The 19,440-nt window shown below is 64.1% G+C and carries 21 protein-coding genes and 1 pseudogene; 8 read left to right on the forward strand and 14 right to left on the reverse strand.

Annotated elements, in window-relative coordinates; all coding sequences use genetic code 11:
* Positions 1–42: 42 nt before the first annotated feature.
* Genes AC10QF_RS16725 through moaA form a run of 7 tightly spaced genes read right to left on the reverse strand, consistent with a single transcriptional unit; the run spans position 43 to position 4,985 of the window.
* Positions 43–408 (reverse strand): DUF7009 family protein, encoded by a 366-nt coding sequence (locus tag AC10QF_RS16725; protein ID WP_138951616.1) that lies wholly within the window; start codon positions 406–408, stop codon positions 43–45.
* The gene (mobA, locus tag AC10QF_RS16730) at positions 405–947 is read right to left on the reverse strand and encodes a molybdenum cofactor guanylyltransferase (protein WP_069138367.1); all 543 of its coding nucleotides are present in this window, start codon (positions 945–947) and stop codon (positions 405–407) included. The genes AC10QF_RS16725 and mobA overlap by 4 nt, the downstream gene beginning before the upstream one ends.
* 36 nt (positions 948–983) lie before the next feature.
* Positions 984–1,484: a molybdenum cofactor biosynthesis protein MoaE gene (locus AC10QF_RS16735; RefSeq protein WP_005416853.1), complete on the reverse strand. Its 501-nt coding sequence runs from the start codon at positions 1,482–1,484 to the stop codon at positions 984–986.
* Positions 1,485–1,487: 3 nt separating this feature from the next.
* On the reverse strand, positions 1,488–1,748 hold the full coding sequence (locus tag AC10QF_RS16740) for a MoaD/ThiS family protein (protein ID WP_005416856.1): 261 nt from the start codon (positions 1,746–1,748) through the stop codon (positions 1,488–1,490).
* Positions 1,748–3,001: a molybdopterin molybdotransferase MoeA gene (locus AC10QF_RS16745; protein ID WP_494542540.1), complete on the reverse strand. Its 1,254-nt coding sequence runs from the start codon at positions 2,999–3,001 to the stop codon at positions 1,748–1,750. The genes AC10QF_RS16740 and AC10QF_RS16745 overlap by 1 nt, the downstream gene beginning before the upstream one ends.
* Positions 3,001–3,996 carry a bifunctional molybdenum cofactor biosynthesis protein MoaC/MoaB gene (moaCB, locus tag AC10QF_RS16750; RefSeq protein WP_065177645.1) on the reverse strand — a complete coding sequence of 332 codons (996 nt, stop codon included), beginning with the start codon at positions 3,994–3,996 and terminating at the stop codon, positions 3,001–3,003. The genes AC10QF_RS16745 and moaCB overlap by 1 nt, the downstream gene beginning before the upstream one ends.
* An 8-nt stretch (positions 3,997–4,004) precedes the next feature.
* Entirely contained in the window at positions 4,005–4,985 is a 981-nt protein-coding gene (gene moaA / locus AC10QF_RS16755) for a GTP 3',8-cyclase MoaA (protein ID WP_494542541.1), read from the reverse strand.
* 194 nt (positions 4,986–5,179) lie between these two features.
* On the opposite strand from moaA, the gene AC10QF_RS16760 reads away from it, so the two are divergent.
* On the forward strand, positions 5,180–5,584 hold the full coding sequence (locus AC10QF_RS16760) for a ribonucleotide reductase subunit alpha (RefSeq protein ID WP_494542542.1): 405 nt from the start codon (positions 5,180–5,182) through the stop codon (positions 5,582–5,584).
* On the opposite strand, the gene AC10QF_RS16765 is transcribed toward AC10QF_RS16760, so the two are convergent.
* Positions 5,578–5,907: a hypothetical protein gene (locus AC10QF_RS16765; RefSeq protein ID WP_005416862.1), complete on the reverse strand. Its 330-nt coding sequence runs from the start codon at positions 5,905–5,907 to the stop codon at positions 5,578–5,580. The genes AC10QF_RS16760 and AC10QF_RS16765 overlap by 7 nt on opposite strands.
* A gap of 573 nt (positions 5,908–6,480) precedes the next feature.
* On the opposite strand from AC10QF_RS16765, the gene AC10QF_RS16770 reads away from it, so the two are divergent.
* The 3 genes from AC10QF_RS16770 (at position 6,481) to AC10QF_RS16780 (ending at position 8,376) form a co-directional block, all read left to right on the forward strand.
* Positions 6,481–6,858, forward strand: a complete 378-nt coding sequence (locus AC10QF_RS16770) for a hypothetical protein (RefSeq protein WP_494542543.1) — start codon at positions 6,481–6,483, stop codon at positions 6,856–6,858.
* A gap of 208 nt (positions 6,859–7,066) precedes the next feature.
* Positions 7,067–7,564 (forward strand): hypothetical protein, encoded by a 498-nt coding sequence (locus tag AC10QF_RS16775; protein ID WP_069138362.1) that lies wholly within the window; start codon positions 7,067–7,069, stop codon positions 7,562–7,564.
* Positions 7,561–8,376, forward strand: coding sequence for a hypothetical protein (locus AC10QF_RS16780; RefSeq protein ID WP_069138683.1), 816 nt, complete (start codon positions 7,561–7,563; stop codon positions 8,374–8,376). Before AC10QF_RS16775 ends, AC10QF_RS16780 begins: the two co-directional genes overlap by 4 nt.
* A 45-nt stretch (positions 8,377–8,421) precedes the next feature.
* On the opposite strand, the gene AC10QF_RS16785 is transcribed toward AC10QF_RS16780, so the two are convergent.
* The 6 genes and pseudogenes from AC10QF_RS16785 to AC10QF_RS16810 all read right to left on the reverse strand — a co-directional run bounded on the left by AC10QF_RS16785 (position 8,422) and on the right by AC10QF_RS16810 (position 14,761).
* Positions 8,422–8,757, reverse strand: coding sequence for a DUF6984 family protein (locus tag AC10QF_RS16785; protein WP_069138361.1), 336 nt, complete (start codon positions 8,755–8,757; stop codon positions 8,422–8,424).
* A gap of 364 nt (positions 8,758–9,121) precedes the next feature.
* The gene (locus AC10QF_RS16790; RefSeq protein ID WP_494542544.1) at positions 9,122–9,751 is read right to left on the reverse strand and encodes a hypothetical protein; all 630 of its coding nucleotides are present in this window, start codon (positions 9,749–9,751) and stop codon (positions 9,122–9,124) included.
* 844 nt (positions 9,752–10,595) lie between these two features.
* Entirely contained in the window at positions 10,596–11,666 is a 1,071-nt protein-coding gene (locus tag AC10QF_RS16795; protein WP_494542545.1) for a chymotrypsin family serine protease, read from the reverse strand.
* 784 nt (positions 11,667–12,450) lie between these two features.
* The gene (locus AC10QF_RS16800; protein ID WP_494542546.1) at positions 12,451–12,801 is read right to left on the reverse strand and encodes a YbbD-related protein; all 351 of its coding nucleotides are present in this window, start codon (positions 12,799–12,801) and stop codon (positions 12,451–12,453) included.
* A 157-nt stretch (positions 12,802–12,958) separates the two neighbouring features.
* Positions 12,959–13,948: pseudogene (locus tag AC10QF_RS16805) on the reverse strand (RHS repeat-associated core domain-containing protein); the annotation flags it as partial.
* Positions 13,949–13,966: 18 nt separating this feature from the next.
* Positions 13,967–14,761, reverse strand: coding sequence for an AraC family transcriptional regulator (locus AC10QF_RS16810; protein WP_138952208.1), 795 nt, complete (start codon positions 14,759–14,761; stop codon positions 13,967–13,969).
* 70 nt (positions 14,762–14,831) lie between these two features.
* Here AC10QF_RS16810 and AC10QF_RS16815 point away from each other — a divergent pair, with 70 nt between their 5' ends.
* Genes AC10QF_RS16815 through AC10QF_RS16830 form a run of 4 tightly spaced genes read left to right on the forward strand, consistent with a single transcriptional unit; the run spans position 14,832 to position 19,335 of the window.
* The gene (locus AC10QF_RS16815; protein ID WP_494542547.1) at positions 14,832–16,802 is read left to right on the forward strand and encodes an FUSC family protein; all 1,971 of its coding nucleotides are present in this window, start codon (positions 14,832–14,834) and stop codon (positions 16,800–16,802) included.
* Positions 16,803–16,806: 4 nt separating this feature from the next.
* A complete protein-coding gene (locus AC10QF_RS16820) occupies positions 16,807–17,016 on the forward strand; it encodes a DUF1656 domain-containing protein (RefSeq protein ID WP_005416886.1) in 210 nt (69 codons plus the stop codon).
* Between the two features lies 1 nt (position 17,017).
* Positions 17,018–17,902, forward strand: coding sequence for an HlyD family secretion protein (locus AC10QF_RS16825; protein ID WP_069138356.1), 885 nt, complete (start codon positions 17,018–17,020; stop codon positions 17,900–17,902).
* Positions 17,899–19,335 (forward strand): efflux transporter outer membrane subunit, encoded by a 1,437-nt coding sequence (locus tag AC10QF_RS16830; protein WP_494542548.1) that lies wholly within the window; start codon positions 17,899–17,901, stop codon positions 19,333–19,335. Before AC10QF_RS16825 ends, AC10QF_RS16830 begins: the two co-directional genes overlap by 4 nt.
* Positions 19,336–19,440: the final 105 nt, after the last annotated feature.

Below are 19,440 nucleotides of genomic sequence, written 5' to 3' on the forward strand. Positions count from 1 at the left end.
GGATCAATCAGGGGCCGCTTTCCACCCTGCCCCTGACAAATGTCAAACCGATGAAGCGGTGCTGCGGCGGGTCACCCCGCGCTGGCGCACGCTGTCGCGCACGTCTACATCGAACTGCAGCTGAAGCTGGCTGCCATCTTCCAGGGCAATGTCGAATGGCAGGCCATCCCGGCACGGCAGCCGTCCTGCCAAGGCCTCGACGGCCGAGCGCGGCAGTACCAGGCGGCAGAAGGTGCCGCCATCGAGCAGCACCGGCTGCTCGCCGCCATGCAGCGACACCGCCATGCCCCAGCCCTCGATACCGCCGAAGCGGGTCATGTTCTCGACCGATTCACCGGCCAGCAGGCGCGCCAGTTCGGCCTCGTCCAGGCGAAGCCGTACCGATTGGTCCTGCAACTGCACTTTCATGACGCAACATCCTCCCATTGTTCGGGGGTATTGCAGTTGACCAGCCCGGCCTCGTCAATCGGCGCCAGGGCCACGGAATTCACGCCAAGACGGCGCTGCAGGGCCTGCAGCGAGCGCGGGCCGTCCGGGTCATCCAGCATCGATCCAAGTACGTTGCGGCAAGCATCGTCTATATCCACCAGCATGGGCAGGGGGTGGCCCGCAAAGATCGTGCATGGACCGCGATGGCCGTCACGCAATTGCTGTAGCAATCGCGGCGGCAGCAGCGGTGTATCCACCGGCACCACCCAGGCCGGGCCATCGGGCATGCGCGTCGCCACGCTGTAGAGCCCGCCCAGCGGCCCGCAACGTGCCACGCGGTCCGGTATGCCGCCGAACGCCGGGTAATTTCCGCTGACCCAGACCTCGCGTGCGCCAGCCTGCATCAACAGGCCTCGCATGTGTTCCAGCAGCGTGCGCCCCTGCCACGGCAGCAGCGCCTTGTCGCGGCCCATCCGGGTGGACAGGCCACCGGCCAGCACGATGCCGGTGATGCTCATCGCAGTAGAGCCACGCCATGCGTGGCTGCGCCGGCATCAATGTTGATGATCGTGCGCATGGTCATGGGCATGTGCAGGTTCACTGTCCGCGTGGCAGAGGCTGCAGCCCTCGCTCCACGCGCTGTCGCCGTCTTCGTAATGTTCCTGCTTCCAGATCGGGCACTGGTGCTTGACCACCTCGATCAATTGCCGGCAGGCCCGGAATGCCTCGTCTCGATGCGGGCTGCCGGCGGCCACTACCACCGCCACATCACCAATGCCCAACCGGCCCTTGGCATGGGCCACATACAGCTTCAGCTTCGGGCCAAACGTCGCCTCGACCTCGGCGGCCAACCGCTTGAACTCGTTCAACACCAGCGGCTCGAACAGGTCGTAGGTGATCCCGGTCACCGGCCGGCCGATGTTGACGTCGCGCACCTTGCCGATGAACACATCGATGCCACCGAAGCCCGGATCGGAGACCGCCGCGATGCCCTCGGCCGGATCGATCGCCGCCTGCGCGCGGTCCACCACCTTGGCAATGATCGTCTCGCTCATCGCTCAGCCCCCGCTCACCGGCGGCAGGATCGCCACCCGGCCATCGTCGGGCAGCGCCTCGTGGTCGCGCAGCACGCGTTGCTGATCGGCGAATGCCGAGTAATCCAGCAGGCCGGCACGGAAACCCGGCCAACGCAGTGGCAGCAGCTCGCGCAGCGCCTGGCGCAGATCGGCCACGGTGCCACCGGCCACCTCCACCGCGATTTCACGGCTGGCATCCAGATCGGAAAACGCACCGAACAACTGCAGATTCACCTGTTTCATCATGACTCCTGGCTCACCAGCTGCACCGGTTCGTGGTGACCCCAGCCCTGCACCCGCACGTAGGTGCCCGCGCTGGCCTGGTCTCCCTCGGCTTCCAGCACCACCCAGGCGTTGGCCTGCAGCATGGACTTCAAACGGAATGATTCCTGCCCGGACAGCACGCGCGCACTCAGGCGCCCCTGCGCGTCCACTTCCACCCGCGCCCGCGCATGGAAACGCAGGCCCGGCGGCGTGCGCACGTCGGCCTGCAGCGGCAGCGTCAGCACCGGCTCCGGCGCCAGCCCCAGCAGGCGGCGCAGCACCGGCTCGACGAAGAAACGCTGGCCCACGGCCGCCGAGACCGGGTTGCCCGGCAGGCCGAAATACAGCGCGCCATTGGGCAGCACCGCAAACAGCAACGGCTTGCCGGGGCGGATCGCCACCTTGTGGAACACGATGCGCGCACCCCGTCCGCGCAGCGCGTCGGGAACGAAATCGTAGCGGCCGGCCGACACCGCGCCGGTGCTGATCAACAGCTGCGCGCCCGCAGCCAGCGCTTCATCCAGCACCGCATTGAACGCGGCCACGTCGTCGCCGACCGTGCCCTGCCAGACCACCTCGGCACCGGCGGCCTGCAGGCGACTGACCAGGTACGGCCGGTTGCTGTCACGGATCTGCCCGGATTCCAGCGCCTGCGCCGCCTCGGTCACCAGCTCCTTGCCGGTGGCGATCACTGCCGCCTTTGGCTGCGCCACCACCGACACCTGGCCCACGCCGATCGCATGCAGTAGAGTGCGCGCGTTGATATCCAGCACCTGGCCGGCCTGCAGTACGCGCTCGCCGTCGCTCACATCCTCGCCACGCAGGCGCACGTTCTGGCCCGGCTTCACCAATGCCTTCAGGGCAATGCGGGTCGGGCGGCCGTCCTCGCTGGCGAGGATCTCCACGTTCTCGACCGGTACCACCGTATCCAGCCCAACCGGCATGCGCGCACCGGTCATGATTTCCCAGGCACCCTCGCCGCCTTCGGCGCCAGCATCGCCGGCCGCCTGCCAGCCCTGCACCCCGAATTCGGTACCGGCTTCGAATGCCACGCCGTTGGCGCGCAGCGCGAAGCCGTCCATCGCCGAATTGTCGAACGGCGGCAGCGACTGTGCGCTGTGGATGTCACGCGCCAGCGTGCGGCCCGCGGCCTCGTGCAGCGGCAGGCGTTCGGCCGGCAGCGGCGTGGCCGCGTCCAGCAGGTGCTGCAAGGCTTCGCTATAGGCAATCATCAGTGGCCACCACCCTCGACCATTGCCAGTGCGTGGCCCAGTACCGGCGCCAGGATGTCCAGGCACTGCGCCGCCGCCTTCGGGCTGCCCGGCAATGCAAACACCAGCATGTTGCCCAGCTGCACCACCTCGGCGCGGCTCAGCCAGGCCATCGGCGTGTGCTGTGCGCTGAGTGCCCGCACCATCTGCGCCAGGCCATGCACCGGCCGCGCGTTCAAGGAACGCAACGCCTCCGGGGTCAGGTCACGCGGGCCCAGCCCGGTACCACCGGTACACAGGCACAGGCGCACGCCCTCGGCGGCCAAGGCCTGCAGGCGGCCCGCCAACGGCTCGATGCCATCGGGCAGTACCTCGGCGGCTACCACCTCGCCCCCCAGCTTCTTCAGCCCGGTCACCAGGGTCGGGCCAGAGATATCCTCATAGGTGCCTTCGCTGGCGCGATCGCTCAGCGTAATCACCGCGCAGGCCGCGCCCTGCAGCCCCTTCGGCGCACGCGGCTTGAACCGCTCGCGCTCGGCCTCGTCCATGCCATCCGGGTGCAGCCAGACACCGCGCTTGCCGCCTTCCTTGAACAGCAGGCGGATACCTTCGATGCGCAGCGCCGGTTCCACCGGCTTGCTCAGGTCGTACAGGGTCAGCAGCGCCGCGTTGACGCCGGCCAGTGCCTCCATCTCCACGCCGGTGCGCGCCTCGCTGGCGCACTCGCACCACACGCGGATCGCCTGCCTTTCCGGCACAGGTGCGCAGAACACCTGCACCAGTTCCAGCGGCAGCGGGTGGCACAGCGGCATCAGCATCGAGGCCATCTTGGCGCCCTGCAGGCCGGCAATCTCGGCCATCACCAGCGCATCACCCTTGGGCAGGCGGCGCTCGACGATCAGCGGATAGGCCACTGGACCGGCATGCAACTCGCCCACCGCCACCGCACGGCGGCGGGTGATGCGCTTGTCACGGACATCGGCCATATGGAAGGCCGCATTCAATTCCCCACTCATCGTGTTGCTCATCCTCCGATGGAGGCCAGGTGCGGGGTCAGCCCGGTCTGGCCCTGGTGCAGTCCATGCCCGGCCGCTTTCAGGCCAAGCTGGGTGGTGATGCGTGCCAGCAGCGCGTCTTGGTCTTCGTCGCGCTGCAGCAGCGGGCGCAGCGGCACCCCGAACTCGCCAAACAGGCACAGCCGCAGGTCGCCCTTGGCGGTCACCCGCAGGCGGTTGCAGCCCTTGCAGAAGTCACGCGAATACGGCGCGATGATGCCGATGCTGCCGCGATGGTCGGGGTGGCCGAACTCGCGCGCCGGGCCGGCATCGGCCGCGCGCGGGCGCTCGTGCCAGCCCGCGGCCAGCAGCTGCTCGATCACCCGATCGGCGCGCAGGTGGTGGCGCTGGAAATAGGCTTCGTTGTCGCCGGTGCGCATCAGCTCGATGAAGCGCACGCTGAAGGGGCGGTTGCGCAGGTAGTCCATCCACTGCGGCAGCTCGTCGTCGTTCAGGCCACGCAGCAGCACCGCGTTGAGCTTGATCGCCGGCAGGCCCAACGCCTGCGCCAGGGCCAGGCCCTGCTGGATCTCCGGCAGGCGGTCATGGCCGGTGATGGTCTTGAAGCGTTCGCGCTGCAGGCTGTCCATGCTCACGTTCAGCGCAGTCAGGCCCGCCCGGTGCCAGCCCGGCAGGCGCCGCGGCAGCAGCGTGCCGTTGGTAGTGATGGCCACCTTGCGGATGCCCGGCACCGCCGCCACGGTGGCGATGATCTCGTCCAGGTCCTTGCGCAGGCTGGGCTCACCGCCGGTCAGGCGGATCTTGCTCATCCCCAGCGCCGCAAAGGCCCGCACCAGGCGGCCAATCTCCTCCACCTGCAGGAAGCGCGGGCGGCCATCGGCCTGGTAACCGTCGGGCAGGCAGTAGCTGCAACGGAAGTTGCAGGCTTCGGTCAACGACAGGCGCAGGTACGGAAAGCTGCGTCCGAAACCGTCGGTGAGTTGGCTCATGGCTGGTCCACCTTGTTGCTCCACCGTCTTGCCTGTGCCCGGAACGGCCCGGATACCCTCGCCTGCTGGAACGATTGCCAGAGTACGCGGCCTTCAGTTCCATCGGCATGACTTAAATCAATCGCGTTCGGCCCCGCGCGGCAGGCGTTGTGGCAGCATGCGGCTTTCCGTGCAGCGGGCGTGTGACAACCCTCATGATGATGAACGATTTCCAGCAACTGCTGCACGCCGCCGGCGAGCAGGCTGAACCGCAACGCCTGCTGTTCGTGTTCGTGCGCGCCGAGCTGCCCGAATCGCCCACCAGCGACCAGCGCGACCGGCATGACCGCCGCGAGGGCGGCACCCTGTCGCCGGTGCTGTGCGTGGACAAGCTGCCGGCCGAGGTGCCCAGCTTCCAGGCGCTGGCGGCCGAATCGACCACCACCGGCATCGACTGGGACCTGGTGTTCGTAGCGGCGCTGGATGGCCGTGGCGGTTTCGCGCCGAACAGCGACGAAGCCGCGCGCCCGTTGCGGCTGATGGTCAACGCCATCCATGGCGGTCAGGTCGGCCGCTTCGCCGCCTTCGACCGTGGCGGCGAGCCCGTTCAGTTCTATTGAGCCACCAGCTGCAGGGTCAGGAAGAAGATCACCAGCACAGTGTTCAGCCCCCAGGCCACGGTCAGCCCGCGCGCCGCCACGCCCAGGTTGGGGTTGTGCGCGGTGGGCGCCGCCCGCCAGACCGCCGGGATGATCCAGCCGGTATAGAGCAGCAGCACGGCAAATACCCCCAGCAGCAGCGTGGTGCGCTGGTTGGCCAGCGCCCAGAGGGCCACCGCCCACAGAATGTTGCTGGGAATGACGCCCTGCAGCCAGAACACACTCCACAGGCGGGAACGGCCTTGGGTGTCGGGGGTGGGGTGCAGCGAAGCGGTGGCGGTCATAAGTCTCCTTCTGTTTAGGAAACGTGCTGAGCAAGCCTGCGCTTGGTGGCTGGGAACGTCAACCCGAGTCGCACGTCGCGCTTTGGCGCCTGTAGACGCGGGCCGTGCTCGACACAGGTCGCTCCCCGCAGAGCCTGTCGTCATCGCCCCTCCGCCCCTTGTTCCCTAACGCCCCCCAACCTCGACATCTGTCGCAGATTGCACGGTGCGGGCGGACCGCCGCGCCAGCCAGCGCTGGCAGTGCTTAACAGCATGGGAGAATGCCGAAAGCGTCGCCAATCGAGTGATGTTTGCAACTCTTCTGATTGGCATTGCACAGCGCCAGGGGCTCAGATGGCGTGCCACCGGAAAAGGGTGGCCGGGTTTCGAATCCCGAGTTGGTCCTGAGTGATTGCGCTTGCCAGTCGGCGTCCACATTCCGTGGCGCCGGCTGGCAATCCGTCTGCCGGCTATGGCGGGCGGTGCGTGGGGGCGTTCGCGCCCACCGGCTTGGGACCAACCCGGATTCGAACCACGTACCGCCCGCCACTTTTATGGGTGGCGGCTACCGATTGCCCTGCACGGAGCCTTGCCATGAACGAGTCGGACTTCCCGCATCTGCACGCCTACCGCAGCACCGCCCCTGACGACGGTTCGCGACCGGCTTCGCCTGCGATTGACCGGAACACCTTCATTGCCAACCTCCACCGCATCGGCTCCGGTGCGGCGGCCGACGGGCAGCCCTGGCCGGAGCGTCACCAGCTGCCCGGCCGCTGCCTCGCCCTGGCCGACGCCGATTGCGCATTGACCGGGTTGCGGGTGGTGCTGGAAATGCTGCTGGCGGCCGAACGCACCCGGCAGAACGGCGAACCCGGGCAGTACGTGGGCGACCGGGTGATGGAGGGGTTGGTCATGGCTTGTCAGTCGCTGTGCGCCCAGGCGGTGGGGCGGTTGCAGGTGGGTGAGCAGTAGCCTCTATCGATGTCGCCATTGCCCCCTTTTCGCCCCGGCGTTCGCCCGCACAAATGCGACGCCCTTCGCCTTACTCGCCCTGTGATGGCCGCTCCAGACTGGCGCGCGCCACCATTCCTCTGACGACACGACCATGCTGGCAAGGGTGATCAGGGCAATTGAATCACTCGCCCTTTCAGCGTTGGGCAGACGGAGGCATCAGAAACCAATGCAGAATTTCAAAAGCACCTTGGCGTTGCTCGTGGCCGCCGGCTGCTGCGTGGCCCCAGACATGGCGCACGCGTTCCAGCTGATCAGGGAAGAGGCAGATATCAGGCTTGTGGATGGCACACCCGCGATCTGCATCCCGGAAAAAGCGAAGGGTTCGTTCCCAGTGGCCAACCTGCTACTGCTGGAGTACTACACGCTCGAATCCGAAAGCTGGGCCATCAGCCTGAAGGACGATGCCAAGCCAATGAAGCTAAAGCCAGGCAATTGCATTGCATACGGCTCAATACCAGACGGCTACGAGCGGGATGGGCCCGACAACAGGGAGAATTCTCAACTGAAATTGAACAAAACCTACTACTTTCAAGCAATTCGACAAATTCCAAATCTCTGGTATCTGCGTACCGCAATCTATGAAGCCACATTCTGTCTCAAGACGGATGCCAATGGAGCCCTCAGCATTCAGAAGAAATCAGCATGCCCCGACTTCAGCCGATGAAACTTCCCATCCCCGCAACAATCCTCGCCCTCCTGCTTCTGAGCAGCTGCGGCCACACCCCGGGCCGGGAGTTGCCGGGCCGAGGCCTATCTCCCAGCACCGACGCAGGCGTGGTCAATGTGGCCATCAAAGTCCCTACTGAGCTCGAAACGATGGACGTGCGAGTCGTGTACCGCTCAAAGACTTGCACCATCACCAGCTACTCTGCCTCCGGAATTCCCTATGATCGTGATGGCTATCAGCGGATGGACTTGAAGCCCATCCAGCAGCGAGAGAGCAGACTGTTCGAGGCCAAAGTGCCGGTGAATGGAGGTGGCACCTGCAACTGGCAACTGAGCAATATCACCTTCGGCGCGGAGTACAAAGACACCTCCGCGTTTGGCGAGGGCATTCAATCCGGCCGTCCCGCCGGCATGATTGTCATTTTTGATGACAACAATTCGCCCCACGGCGGGTGGGATGTCAAGGTTGACGGAGATTTGGCAATCACGCGGGACTACTACCCCTGGCTCAATGAATCATTTCTTGGAGGGCATGTAAGATTCATCAACCTATTCACAGGCAGATATATATTTATTACCTACAAAGCAACTAATGCCCGCAACGTATACTTCGAACCCATTCTTCATTCGACGCTTTTAACTCAATCAATTCAGCCAAAGGCAAAGCACCCAGAGAGCCAAGCCACTTTTCACTACCCGGATGGAAGCAGCTCGCTCGAACGTGACGTCGAACCTAGCTTCCAGAAACTGCAGGCAATCCGGATGGCAACCGAAGCGCGGCGCCAGGCCCTGTCCAATTCCGAAGGGTGAATGCCATGCGCAACGCCCTTCAGCGAGGACCGCTTTCAGCAGGCGTCAGTGCTCGCTGAAAGCGCTCCTCAGATCGACGCCGATGATCGGCGAGAAGTCCACCTTCCACAGCTCCAGCTCGAAGAGCTGATCGTGATTGTCCAGGCACAAGGTGACTCTCACCGGCACGCCGTCGGCATCGGCAAGCATCGCCGTGGCAATGTCGCTTCCGAAGACCTGGGTCGTGCTGGACAGGAACACCACGCCTCCGAATCCGACGACCTCCACGTCCTCCACCTGGGCGAGCGCCAGATCCTTCAACAACCGTTCGGACAGCTCGGTCGTCTCGGGCAGCAGCCTGTGGATGAGGGAGACCTCGTCAGGGGTGAGGAATCTGGGCACGGAATGTCCTTCAGGGCACTGCATCCGCCATCGGCAGATGCTCGATCCGCCATGTTCTGGCGTAGATGAGAATGACGCTTCCGGTCGAGGTTGTCTCGATACGGAAACATTTCAGGCCGGACAACGGATAGCCGACCGCCTTCCAACGATCAACCAGGTCGACGAGCCTCGGCCTGTCATCGTCGACCTGGGCGAACTCAGTTCTCAGATGGTCGCCACCAGCAACGACCCCTTGCCCCGCTCAAGGCTCCCGAAGCTCCCCAGTACTGAGTTACCCAGCAATAACAGCTGCGGCATACCTCACCTTGGGCTCTCCCCTCTTCTTGCGCCGCTCGTCTTGAACTCACTTACATTCGCAGCTGCTTCATTGCTCGGCCGCTAGCGGCCTGCCCGCCCGACATGCCAGCGGCGCAGCGCCCCTGTCCGGTGGAATCCCGAGTACATTCCAGCGCTCGGCCAAGGTGCGTTCGACGCGGAAAGAAAATGACCGTGCCTCGGCGGGCATCTTCCCTTCAGAGAAGCCGATAGCTATCTCGAAACGATCCAATCCGAGGTTCCCCGCCTCCAGTCCTGAGCCATCTTCCCGCTTCACTCCGACGTAGACGACAGGGCGCTTCACGTCCACCTTTGACCTGGCAAGCTGGCGATCCAATTCAGCGCTGCCATCGAAGTACTGCATTCCTTCGCCCTTGGCGATAGAGCTGAGGGTCTGCTTGAACCGATTCACGCCCTCCTGGTCATGCACGCAGAACTGGATCATCTTGAAGGGCCGCTTTCCTACAGCCCATGCGCCGCCAGAGAATCCAAGTCCGACTCCAATCAGAAGTAGTGCTGTCAGGATCCTCACCATCATCAAGGCCCCAGTTTGCAGAGTGTGGCGGCCAACGTCGCCGCAGGGCCAAAAATCATGACCCCAAGCACATCTCCGCTCGGTCTTCTCATGCGCCTCCCGCCGGATGAGGGAGACCTTGTCGGGGGTGAGGAATCTGGGCACGGAATGTCCTTCAGCGCACTGCACCCGCCATCGGCAGATGCTCGATCCGCCATGTCCTGGCGTAGATGAGAATTATGCTTCCGGTCGAGGTGGTCTCGATACGGAAACACTTCAGGCCGGACAACGGCTAGCCGACCGCCTTCCAACGGTCAAGAAGATCAGCAAGTCCCGGCTCGTTATCGTCAACCTTGGCGAACTCAATTCGCTCTCCATCCAGTAAAACTGGCAGAGCGTTCTGCGCGAGCAGACATCCTGTGCAGCATGAGCCGGATAGGAAACAGCCATGACAACGCATCGATGGAGAACTTCTTCCAGCGACAGTAGCGGGAAACATACAAAGCCGAGGATCTAAAGCAATCACGACGAGACACGCGCAAACGCCGCCCTGCACATCGAGATGTTCTAGAACCCAAGACAGCGCCACCGCGCCAGCGACGAGCCGCCCCAATAAAGTTCGACACGCGGCATGCACTTGGCGGCTGATGGCTACCCAGGAAACACTGGACGATTAACCTTTGAATCAGACCCCGCCCAGCTTCTTAACATTCTTCTCCTTCACCACGTCCAGCATCGATCTGACCGCCTCAACTCCAGAGGGACCGGGCGTGCTCACTTAATCAATTAAAAAGAGTCGATCGCGGATATCCGGTTGAGGATGCAAAGCCAGCATCCTCAGCCGGACGTTTCGTTGTAGCGACTAACCGCCTGCCTCCAGCCCTAATGCGCTGACTGCGCCCCAAGGCATTGCGGAGACTCCCTTGCAACTTCCGTCTTTCAGGCTTGCCTTAGCGACAATGCCGTATCCATTGTCTCCGAAGAAGATAGCGGCACCGCTATCTCCAAATCAGCACGCCAACGACGATCCTTCGATGCGTATCCACGCGTCCGCACAGGGAAGGTTTCCGGTTGGACCGCATGCGAGCTCGGGCCTGTGCTTGATGCTCACGACTGTTCCGCAGGTGTATTGGCTGGTGACGCCTCTGAAGCACATGCTCTGGCCTTGAGTAGCGTTGGTCCACATGTACATGATGCGGCGCCTACTGTAATCCGAAGTAGAGGTGGCATACACCTCCCGTAGCGGTGTGTGTGACCCCACCGTATGCCACTGAACGTCGTGGCTCGCATCATTGATCTGGTCCACGAACGTCAGCGGCACGGTGTACTTCCCTGCGCCGGTTGCGTAGTTGCCATAGATTAGATTGTCGGGGCAATGCGCCGCAGTGGTGATACCCCTTCGTCCAGTGGCCTTATGAATAACCGGAAATCCTGAGGTGCAGTAGCTATTGTTGGATTGGAGGGGGGCGCCGCCAACAACATACTCCGCGTTGACTGACTTCGGCATGTTGGGGCGGACTTCAATCTTGAGACCGGTGACTCTTTCAAGCTTCTTGATTGTATCCTTCAACTCTTCTGCTTGGCGGCTGTCGCCGTTTATGTCAATCAGCACCCGTTCTTCGCCTGGGAACCCAGTCGTCCCCGTGATGCCTGGTATGGCGCTGTGAAGAAGAGGTCTGTGCTGAGCAAGGAGCGCGTAAAATTCGTCCTGGGTGTACTTGTGCCGAACCTCGAACACCACACGGGTCGTCCCGCTCTCGGTGGTAATCGTTCGATCCGCGACTGGATCTGGCCCCTTGAGTTGAACCAGGATGTGTTGATCTGGCGCGTCTTTTATCGACAGTTCCGTTAGACGATCTGCGAACTCGATACGCAACGCTTCAATATCCGACATCACCTCACCTTGTACCGCTAGGCGCGTGATTGCTTCGTCTATCGAGACCGTGGGGTGTTCACTCATATAGCTGTGAATCTGAATCTGCATCTCCTTGCCTTCTTGCGTGTCAGCGTCAGGCACCTGCGCCAAAGCACAGGTGGATACAAGAAGTGCTGCGGAGCATCCTAGAACCTTCCATTTCATGCGACATCTCCAGAGCTTGTAACAAATCATCGAGGCTTTCACATGCCTCGATGCGCGAACCTAGCACTGTCTACCCTCCGACACCGCGACCTAGCTCACAAGTCTCAGTGGAATTATTGTGCACCCTGATGTCTGTATTGTGGTGGTGTTCGTTCGCGCATCTTTAGATGAGTTTAAGCACTTCATGGATTAGGCGATTGGTTCCTTGCCTGAGAATTTCGTACACACCCAGCCGCTCCTGCTGTGTGCAAAACAGCTCAATCATCCGTTCCACTTCGTTCCGGTTGTATGAGCTGTACTTCCTGATCCAGGCCACTGTCCACATAGTATTGGTCATAGAAGCCAGTTGGCGACAGCGCCTCTCTTTCTCTCATTTTGTCTTTCATTTCCATTCGCCTCCATCCGCCGCCTGCGCTGCAACCACAATAGGCCATGGAGCCGATATCACAGAACCCCTCCCATACAGTCGTCACCACGGCCACGCGTCCCAGGACCTGCCGGAACCTGCGATGCTCTGACAGCGCCTTCCCATTCGCGAACATGGCCAGTGGCGAGGTCGATGTGACCCATGCCCGACCTCGACGCTCGGCCGGAAAGTAGCGAACCAGGCACCGGGAAAGGAGATCGCCAAGTGCCAGCCACGCATTTCGCTTCCCAGGCGAGACCGCCCAGCCACTTATAGCGCTATTCGGCTGTAAACAAGGCCCTGTTCTTCATCGCGCATGACCCAGCGACCAGCATCACCCTCCGGGCACAGATAGAACATCCCGGAGTAGCTTGATTCTCATGACCACGCGCTGCGAGCAAACTGTGGAAATCTCCGCATGACTCGCGCGCCGGACAACTCCGGCCTGCTCACCAGCCTACATTCTTCGGGCAAAGCAAGAGCCCCGCTGGTCAGGCGGAAAACCAGCCACGATTCATTTGTGTCAATGTCGTGCGACTCGCGTATATTGACTGCATCCTCTGGCAACCATGAAGGCAACCATTTGGATTCACCGATTGCTTGCCTTGAGACGGCTTGATTGCGGTCTGCATACTCGGTGCTGGCAACTTCCATGCAACCAGAAAGTGCGATTGACAGCGTCACGATTGGGAGCAGCTTGGGAGCGTACATCTGAGGCATCCGAGTCATCAGTAAGGGAAGTTTCCACCGGGTCGATAGCTCCCGCACATCTGCGAGCAACTCCGCGTACGGTTCATTTGTCCAGATGATCGTCCGAGGCGGTTTGCCAGCTGATCCGCAGCGGAGTCAGCGCTGGAGTCGCCCTTGATGTTTTGATCGAACCACTATAGTTGTAGAACAACCCGCTCGCATCCGTGGCCTGCTGGCCCGGAAAGCGCAACGCCAGTTCGAACGCCACACCATCGCCATCCGGATCGGCACTCGGAATCTGGTTGCCGAATACCTCGCTCTTGTTGCTCCACTCCCAGATCGAGACATTCCGTACCCGATCGAACACCACGCGCGGCGTACCTAGGTGATCCGACTGGACGTAGGCCAGCTCCGGCACACCAGTGCTTGGCACATTAATCAGTGCCACCGGGTAGTTGTCCAGCCAGATGGCCTGCTGCTGGGCCTCGCCCGTGGCGGAATAACTGCCCAGCCACTGTCCGGCCTCATCGTACAGCGTGATCTGAGCTGCGCCACCGGCTGGAGTACGCAGCACGCGCTCGCCGCGATGGTTGTAACCGTAGCTTTCCAGCACGGCATCACCCTGCCTCACCGCGTTCATGCGGTTCGCATCGTTGTAGATGAACGTCTTGCTGCCGATGCTGGTGGTGTTGCCCACCGCGTCCTGGGTGCGCGCTTCGCCATCCACGGCGGTCAGCCGGTGGCTGGTTGCGGGATAGGTGTAGCTGGCGGTGCCTGCCGAGGTGGTCAGCGCGGTCCGATTGCCCGTGGCGTCGTAGGCATAGGTTTCGATCGGCGCGCCGGTCGCGCCGTCCTGAGTCTGGGTCAGGCGACCCAGCGTGTCGTAGGCGTACTTGGCCAGCACCGTCGAGCCCGTGCCGTTCTTCAGCTCGGTGACCGAGCCGACCGGATCATAGCCGTAGCCCAGCGATAGGCCGCCTGCCGCCGGGTCGTGCACCGCCTGCGGGCGATGGTCGAGGTCCAGCGGGCGCTGCAACTGGCGGCCGTTGCCATAAGTCCAACCGGTCGCCGGTCCGAAGGCCGCATAGGTCACGTTGTTCACCACGATCTGGCGGGCTTGGCCGGGCCGGGTCAGGCCGATCTGGCTGATGCGGCCCTGGATATCGCGCACGTTCCAGGCAACGGCTTCCCCCGTTGTTCCCCGCTACTGCCCGCGCAGGCGCACCGCGAAGTACCGCGCCGGGGAAAGGCCAAGCGCTTTCTTGAACATCGTGATGAAGGCCGTCACCGACTCATAGCCCAGCGTCTCGGAAACGCGTTGTACCGGTGCACCGGCGGCGAGTTCCCGAATGGCGATGAGCAGGTGCAGCTGCTGCCGCCAGCGCCCGAAGGACAAGCCCGTTTCCCGTTCGATGAGCCGGGTCAATGTGCGCTCGCCCAGGGCCAGGCGCACCGCCCACTGGCTGATGGTGCTGCGATCTGCCGGATCCGCCGACAGCGCCGCCGCCAACGCCCGCACCTTCGGGTGATGGCTGACCGGCAGCGACAGATGCTCGGCCGGCATCTGCACCAGTTCGTCCAGCAGCACCCGCGCCAACCGGTCGGTGTGGCTGCCATGCGGGTAGTCCAGCGGCGCGTCGGCCAGGTGCAGGATCATCTCGCGCAGCATCGAGGAGATCGCCAGCGTGACGCACTGCGCCGGCAGGTCGACGATGCCGGGTTCGACGAACAGATAGCACAGGCGCGCGTTGGCGGTGGCGCGGTTGCTGTGGGGCATGCCGCCCGGAATCCAGACGCCACACTGGGGCGGCACGATCCACAACGCGTTGGCCACTTCGCAGGTCACCGCCCCATGCAGCGCAAGAATCAGTTGGCCCTTGCGGTGCTCATGCACGGGAATTTCCGCGTCGTGCTCGGCCACCTGCAGGCGGCTGGCGACCGCCGGGCGATCGGTCTCGTCCGGGTCGAGGTCAAAGCCGGGGAGCGAAATGCGAGCCATTCTCACATTGACCGGTTTCAGCGATTGGTTGTCATTCTAGCGAAATTCGCTGGTGCGGCCGATCACTAGCATGAGCCGCATGCACTCCCCCACTCCTGCCCGTCCCCACGTGTTCCAGGCATTCGCCCGGTTGAAAAGCCCTGCCCTCAGGACCGACCAGGAAGCAGTGCTGTTCTCGCTCAAATGCCTGCTCGCCGCGTCGCTGGGGCTGTATGTCTCTCTGCGGATCGGCCTGAATCGCCCGTTCTGGGTGATCGGCACGGTCTATCTGGTGTCGCAGCCCCTTTCCGGGGCAACACTGAGCCGCGGCCTGTTTCGCCTGCTCGGTACCGTGGGCGGGGCCGTCGCCACCTTCGCGCTGGTGCCACGCTTCGCCAATGCACCCCTGGTGCTGAGCGCCGCGCTCGCCACCTGGATGTCGCTTTGCCTGTATCTGGCAATGCTCGACCGCACGCCACGTGCCTATGCGTTCCTGCTGGCCGGCTATACCACCAGCCTGATCGGGTTTCCTGCGGTGATGGTGCCGGCAGACGTGTTCACCATTGCCATCACGCGGGTGCAGGAAATCGCCATCGGCATCCTGGCCGCAACGCTGGTCCATGGGCTGGTGCTGCCGCGCCGGGTTTCGTCGCGCGTGCACGCACGGGTTGCTGCCGTGCTGGATGACGCGGAACGATGGACACGGGACATGCGCGCCGGCGCATCGGACACGGTGCTGGCGACGGACCGCTCGAAAGTGGCCGCCGACCTGCTCGAGTTGCATGTACTGTCGATCCACCTGCCCTACGACAGCGCCCACGGCGTGGCGCAGGTGCAGATCCTGCGCGCCCTGCACGACCGGATGCTGGACGTGCTGATGCTGTCCAGCGCGGTGGAAGATTCCATCGACCGGCTGCGCTCACCCCAGGCCCGCGCGATGGATTCGCCTGGCTGGCGCGAGCTGATGCAGACCGGCCTTGCCGTGCAACAGGCCGAGCTCGACCTGGCCCACGCCGACTGCCGCGTGCTGCAGGCACAACTGCACATTGCCCGCCCCGACTGGCGTCGGCATGTACCTGCCCGCCTTGCGCGACATGTGCAGGGTGCGGTACTTCACCGGGATCATCGGCTTGCCCTGCGCAGCGCGCTGGGCGCGTTCGTCGGCATCCTGCTGAGCTGCGTTCTGTGGATCGCTACCGGCTGGTCGGACGGCGCCACGGCGGTGTCCATCATCGGCACGGCGTGCGTGCTGTTCGGCACGATCGAAGCGCCAGCGCCGCATGTCATGCGCTACCTGGTCGGCTCCGCCATCGGTGTCGCCGTCGGTCTTGTGTACGCCCTGGTGATCATTCCTTCGCTGTCGGGTATCGCCGGCCTGGTCGCCGCGCTGGCGCCTGCGCTGCTGCTGTGCGGATCGTTCCTGGCCCGGCCTCCCTTCATCATGGCTGCGCTGGGCGTGGTGCTGACGTTTCCGCTCATCGCGGGACTGGGCGCGACCAATACGGTCAACATCGTCGGCGCACTCAACAACAGCGTTGCGTTGTTCGTCGGTACGACGGTGGCACTGTGCAGCATGCAGCTGTTCCAGACCGCCGATGCGGGCCGCAACCGCGCTCGGCTGGAGCGTTCGATCCGCCGGGACATCGCACGACACGCCGCCGGACAAGGTGATGTGACACGCGCCTGGCTCAGCCGCATGCTGGATCGAATCGGGCTGCTCGCTCCCAGGCTGCAGGGCCGTTCCAGCGCAGGCCACGACCTGCGGGCATTGTTTGCGGATGTTCGTGCGGCACGTGCATCCAGCCAACTCCGCGCACTGGAAAGGTGCTTGGACAATCCGCAGGTCCGGGCGCTTCATGCACTGCTGATCGAACGCATCGCCGAGCATTTCAGGGTTCGTGCCCACCCGCCGCGCCGTATCGACACCCATCTTCTGGAAGTGCTGGACCGAATGCGCGAAGCAGTGGTTACCAGCAGTGGGGCTGATCGGGAGCATCTGTCGCACCTGCTCTGCGGGTTGCGCCGCGACCTTCTCGTACCTTTGTTCACCCACCGGCGCTGACCTCATGCTTCCTGATCTTTCGATTGACGGCGTGCTGATTCCCGGCCTGCTTGCAGTGGCCGTCGCCGCGCTGGCGCTGTCGGTACTGACCTCACGTTTCCTCGCCAGCCTCGGTCTGTACCGGTTGTTCGCCGCGTGGCCACTGGTGGGCCTGTCCCTGTTCGTGATCCTGGCGGAGCTGATGATCCGGCTCGCGCCCCTGTTCGAGAAATGAAATGAAACACCTGCTTGCCGTCATCGGGCGCTGGAGCGCTACGCTGGTTGTATTCGCGATTGCTGTCGTTGCCGCACTGTCCATCTGGAAGCGTTACGAAACACGCCCGTGGACGCGCGATGGGCGGGTGCGCGCCGACGTGGTGCGCGTTGCGTCGGACATGGGGGGATTGGTCACCCAGGTGCTGGTGCACGACAACCAGCGGGTGAGCGCCGGACAGCTGCTGCTGGTGCTGGACCAGCCGCGCTTCGCTGCCGCACTTGAGAAGGCCGACGCAGCGGCCAGCAGCGCACGCGCCACGCTGGCACTGGCCCGCCGCGAATCGACGCGGGACAACGTACTGGGCAACCTGGTCGCTTCGGAAACCCGCGAACGCAATGCCGCCAAGGTCGATACCGAGCTGGCCGCCCTGGCGCAGGCGCGGGCCGAACAGCGCGTTGCCCGGCTCAATGTGCAACGCACCGAGGTGCGTGCGACCACCGATGGCATCGTCACCAACCTGGACCTGCATGCGGGCGATTACCTGCAACCGGGCGCGCAGGCGCTGGCGCTGATCGACACCGGCAGCCTGCGTATCGAGGGCTACTTCGAGGAAACCAAACTGGGCTGCATCACCGAGGGCGATGCCGCGGTGGCGCGGCTGATGGGCGACAGCCGCGATGTCCGCGGACACGTGGAGACCATCGCCGCCGGCATCGCCGACGATCAGCGCTCAAGCACGCACAACCTGCTGCCTGCCGTGGCACCGACCTATACCTGGGTCAGGCTGGCCCAGCGCATCCCGGTACGCATCCGTATCGACGATGCGCCGGCGGATACCCGCCTGATCGTGGGTCGCACCGCGAGTGTCACCATCACGCCCTCGGTACAGGGAGCCTGCAAGTGAGCGTGCGAACAGTGCGTGGTGGGCTGCTTGCCCTGCTGCTGCCGATGACGGCCTGCGTCTCCGGCCCCGACTATCACCTGCCTGCGAATGCCGTCGCTGCCTCCACACGCGCGGCGCAGCCGTTCGTCTCGGGCAAGGAGGCATCGTTCAGCCACGACGCGCCACCCGATCGGTGGTGGCAACTGTATGGCGACCCCCAGCTTGACGGCTACGTGCGCGAAGCACTGGCGGCCAACACCGACCTGCGCGCCGCCGATGCCAACCTTCGGCGCGCCAGCGCTACCGTGCTGGAGTACCGCGCGCGCGGTGCCGTGCAGGCCGACGTGGATGCATCGGGCACGCTCACCCATGCCGGTGGTTACACCCAGGCGTCGGCCGCGCCGCAGTCCTATGCGCTGGGCCTTCACCTCTCCTATCCACTGGATCTTGCAGGCGGCATCCGCCGCGGCATCGAAGCCGCCAACGCGGACGCGGAGGCTGTCGCTGCAGCACGCGACCAGGTCCGCGTGGTCGTCGCTGCGGCTGTCACCCGTGCCTATCTCCAGATCTGCACAAGCAATCACACGCTCGCTGCAACCCGGCAGGTGCTGGCGATACAGCGCGCCACGCTGGAGGCAACCCGTCGCCTGGCTGCAGGCGGGCGTGGAACGGACTTCGATGTCAGCCGTGCCGGAGCCGCGGTCAACCGCAGCGCGGCGGCGGTACCGCACCTGCTGGCAGAACGCCAGGCCGCACTGTTCGAACTGGCCGCACTGATGGGCAAAGTCCCGGCAGACTATCCCAAGGAAGCAGGAGGGTGCCCACAGCCCCCTGAGCTGCAGCAGGCATTGCCGGTCGGTGACGGCTGGCAGCTGCTCCAGCGGCGCCCTGACGTACGCGCAGCCGAACGCAGCCTGGCCGCCGCGACTGCAATGATCGGTGTCGAGACGGCGGGTCTCTATCCGCAGATCACCTTGGGCGCCTCTTCGGGCGTGGCTGGCACACCGGCGCATCTGCTTTCCGCCGACAGTTTCGGGGCGAGCGTCGGGCCGCTGCTGTCATGGCACTGGCCCAACCGCCGCGTGGCCAAGGCCCGCATCGCAGCGGCCGGTGCCAATGCAGATGCGGCTCTTGCTTCCTTTGACGGCGCGGTGCTGCAGGCACTTCGCCAGACCGAGACTGCGCTTTCTGCCTGCACGCAGGCGCTTGAACGCGAGCGCAGCCTGGCACAGGCGCATGGGGACGCAGCGCGGGCCGCGGGACAGGCGCAGCAGCTCTACCGTTTCGGCAGGATCGATTTTCTCGATGTGCTTTCGGCCCAGGCCGCGCTGGCAGATGCGGAGTCCGCATTGGCCGCATCGCGCGCGGACCGGGTCGATCGCCAGATGGATCTGTTCCTGTCACTGGGCGGCGGCTGGGGCGCATTGGGTCCGGCCCCGGACGGGGCCCGTTGATCCGTTCCGGGGCGGCGACTGCACGTCACGCTGTGTGTTCAGGAAAGTGCCGCGCACACCCGTATTCATTCACGCTGTCTGCCCTATATTCCCGCCACAGCGCCG

This window comes from Stenotrophomonas maltophilia complex sp. Om-AH-Sm3, from assembly GCF_059337855.1.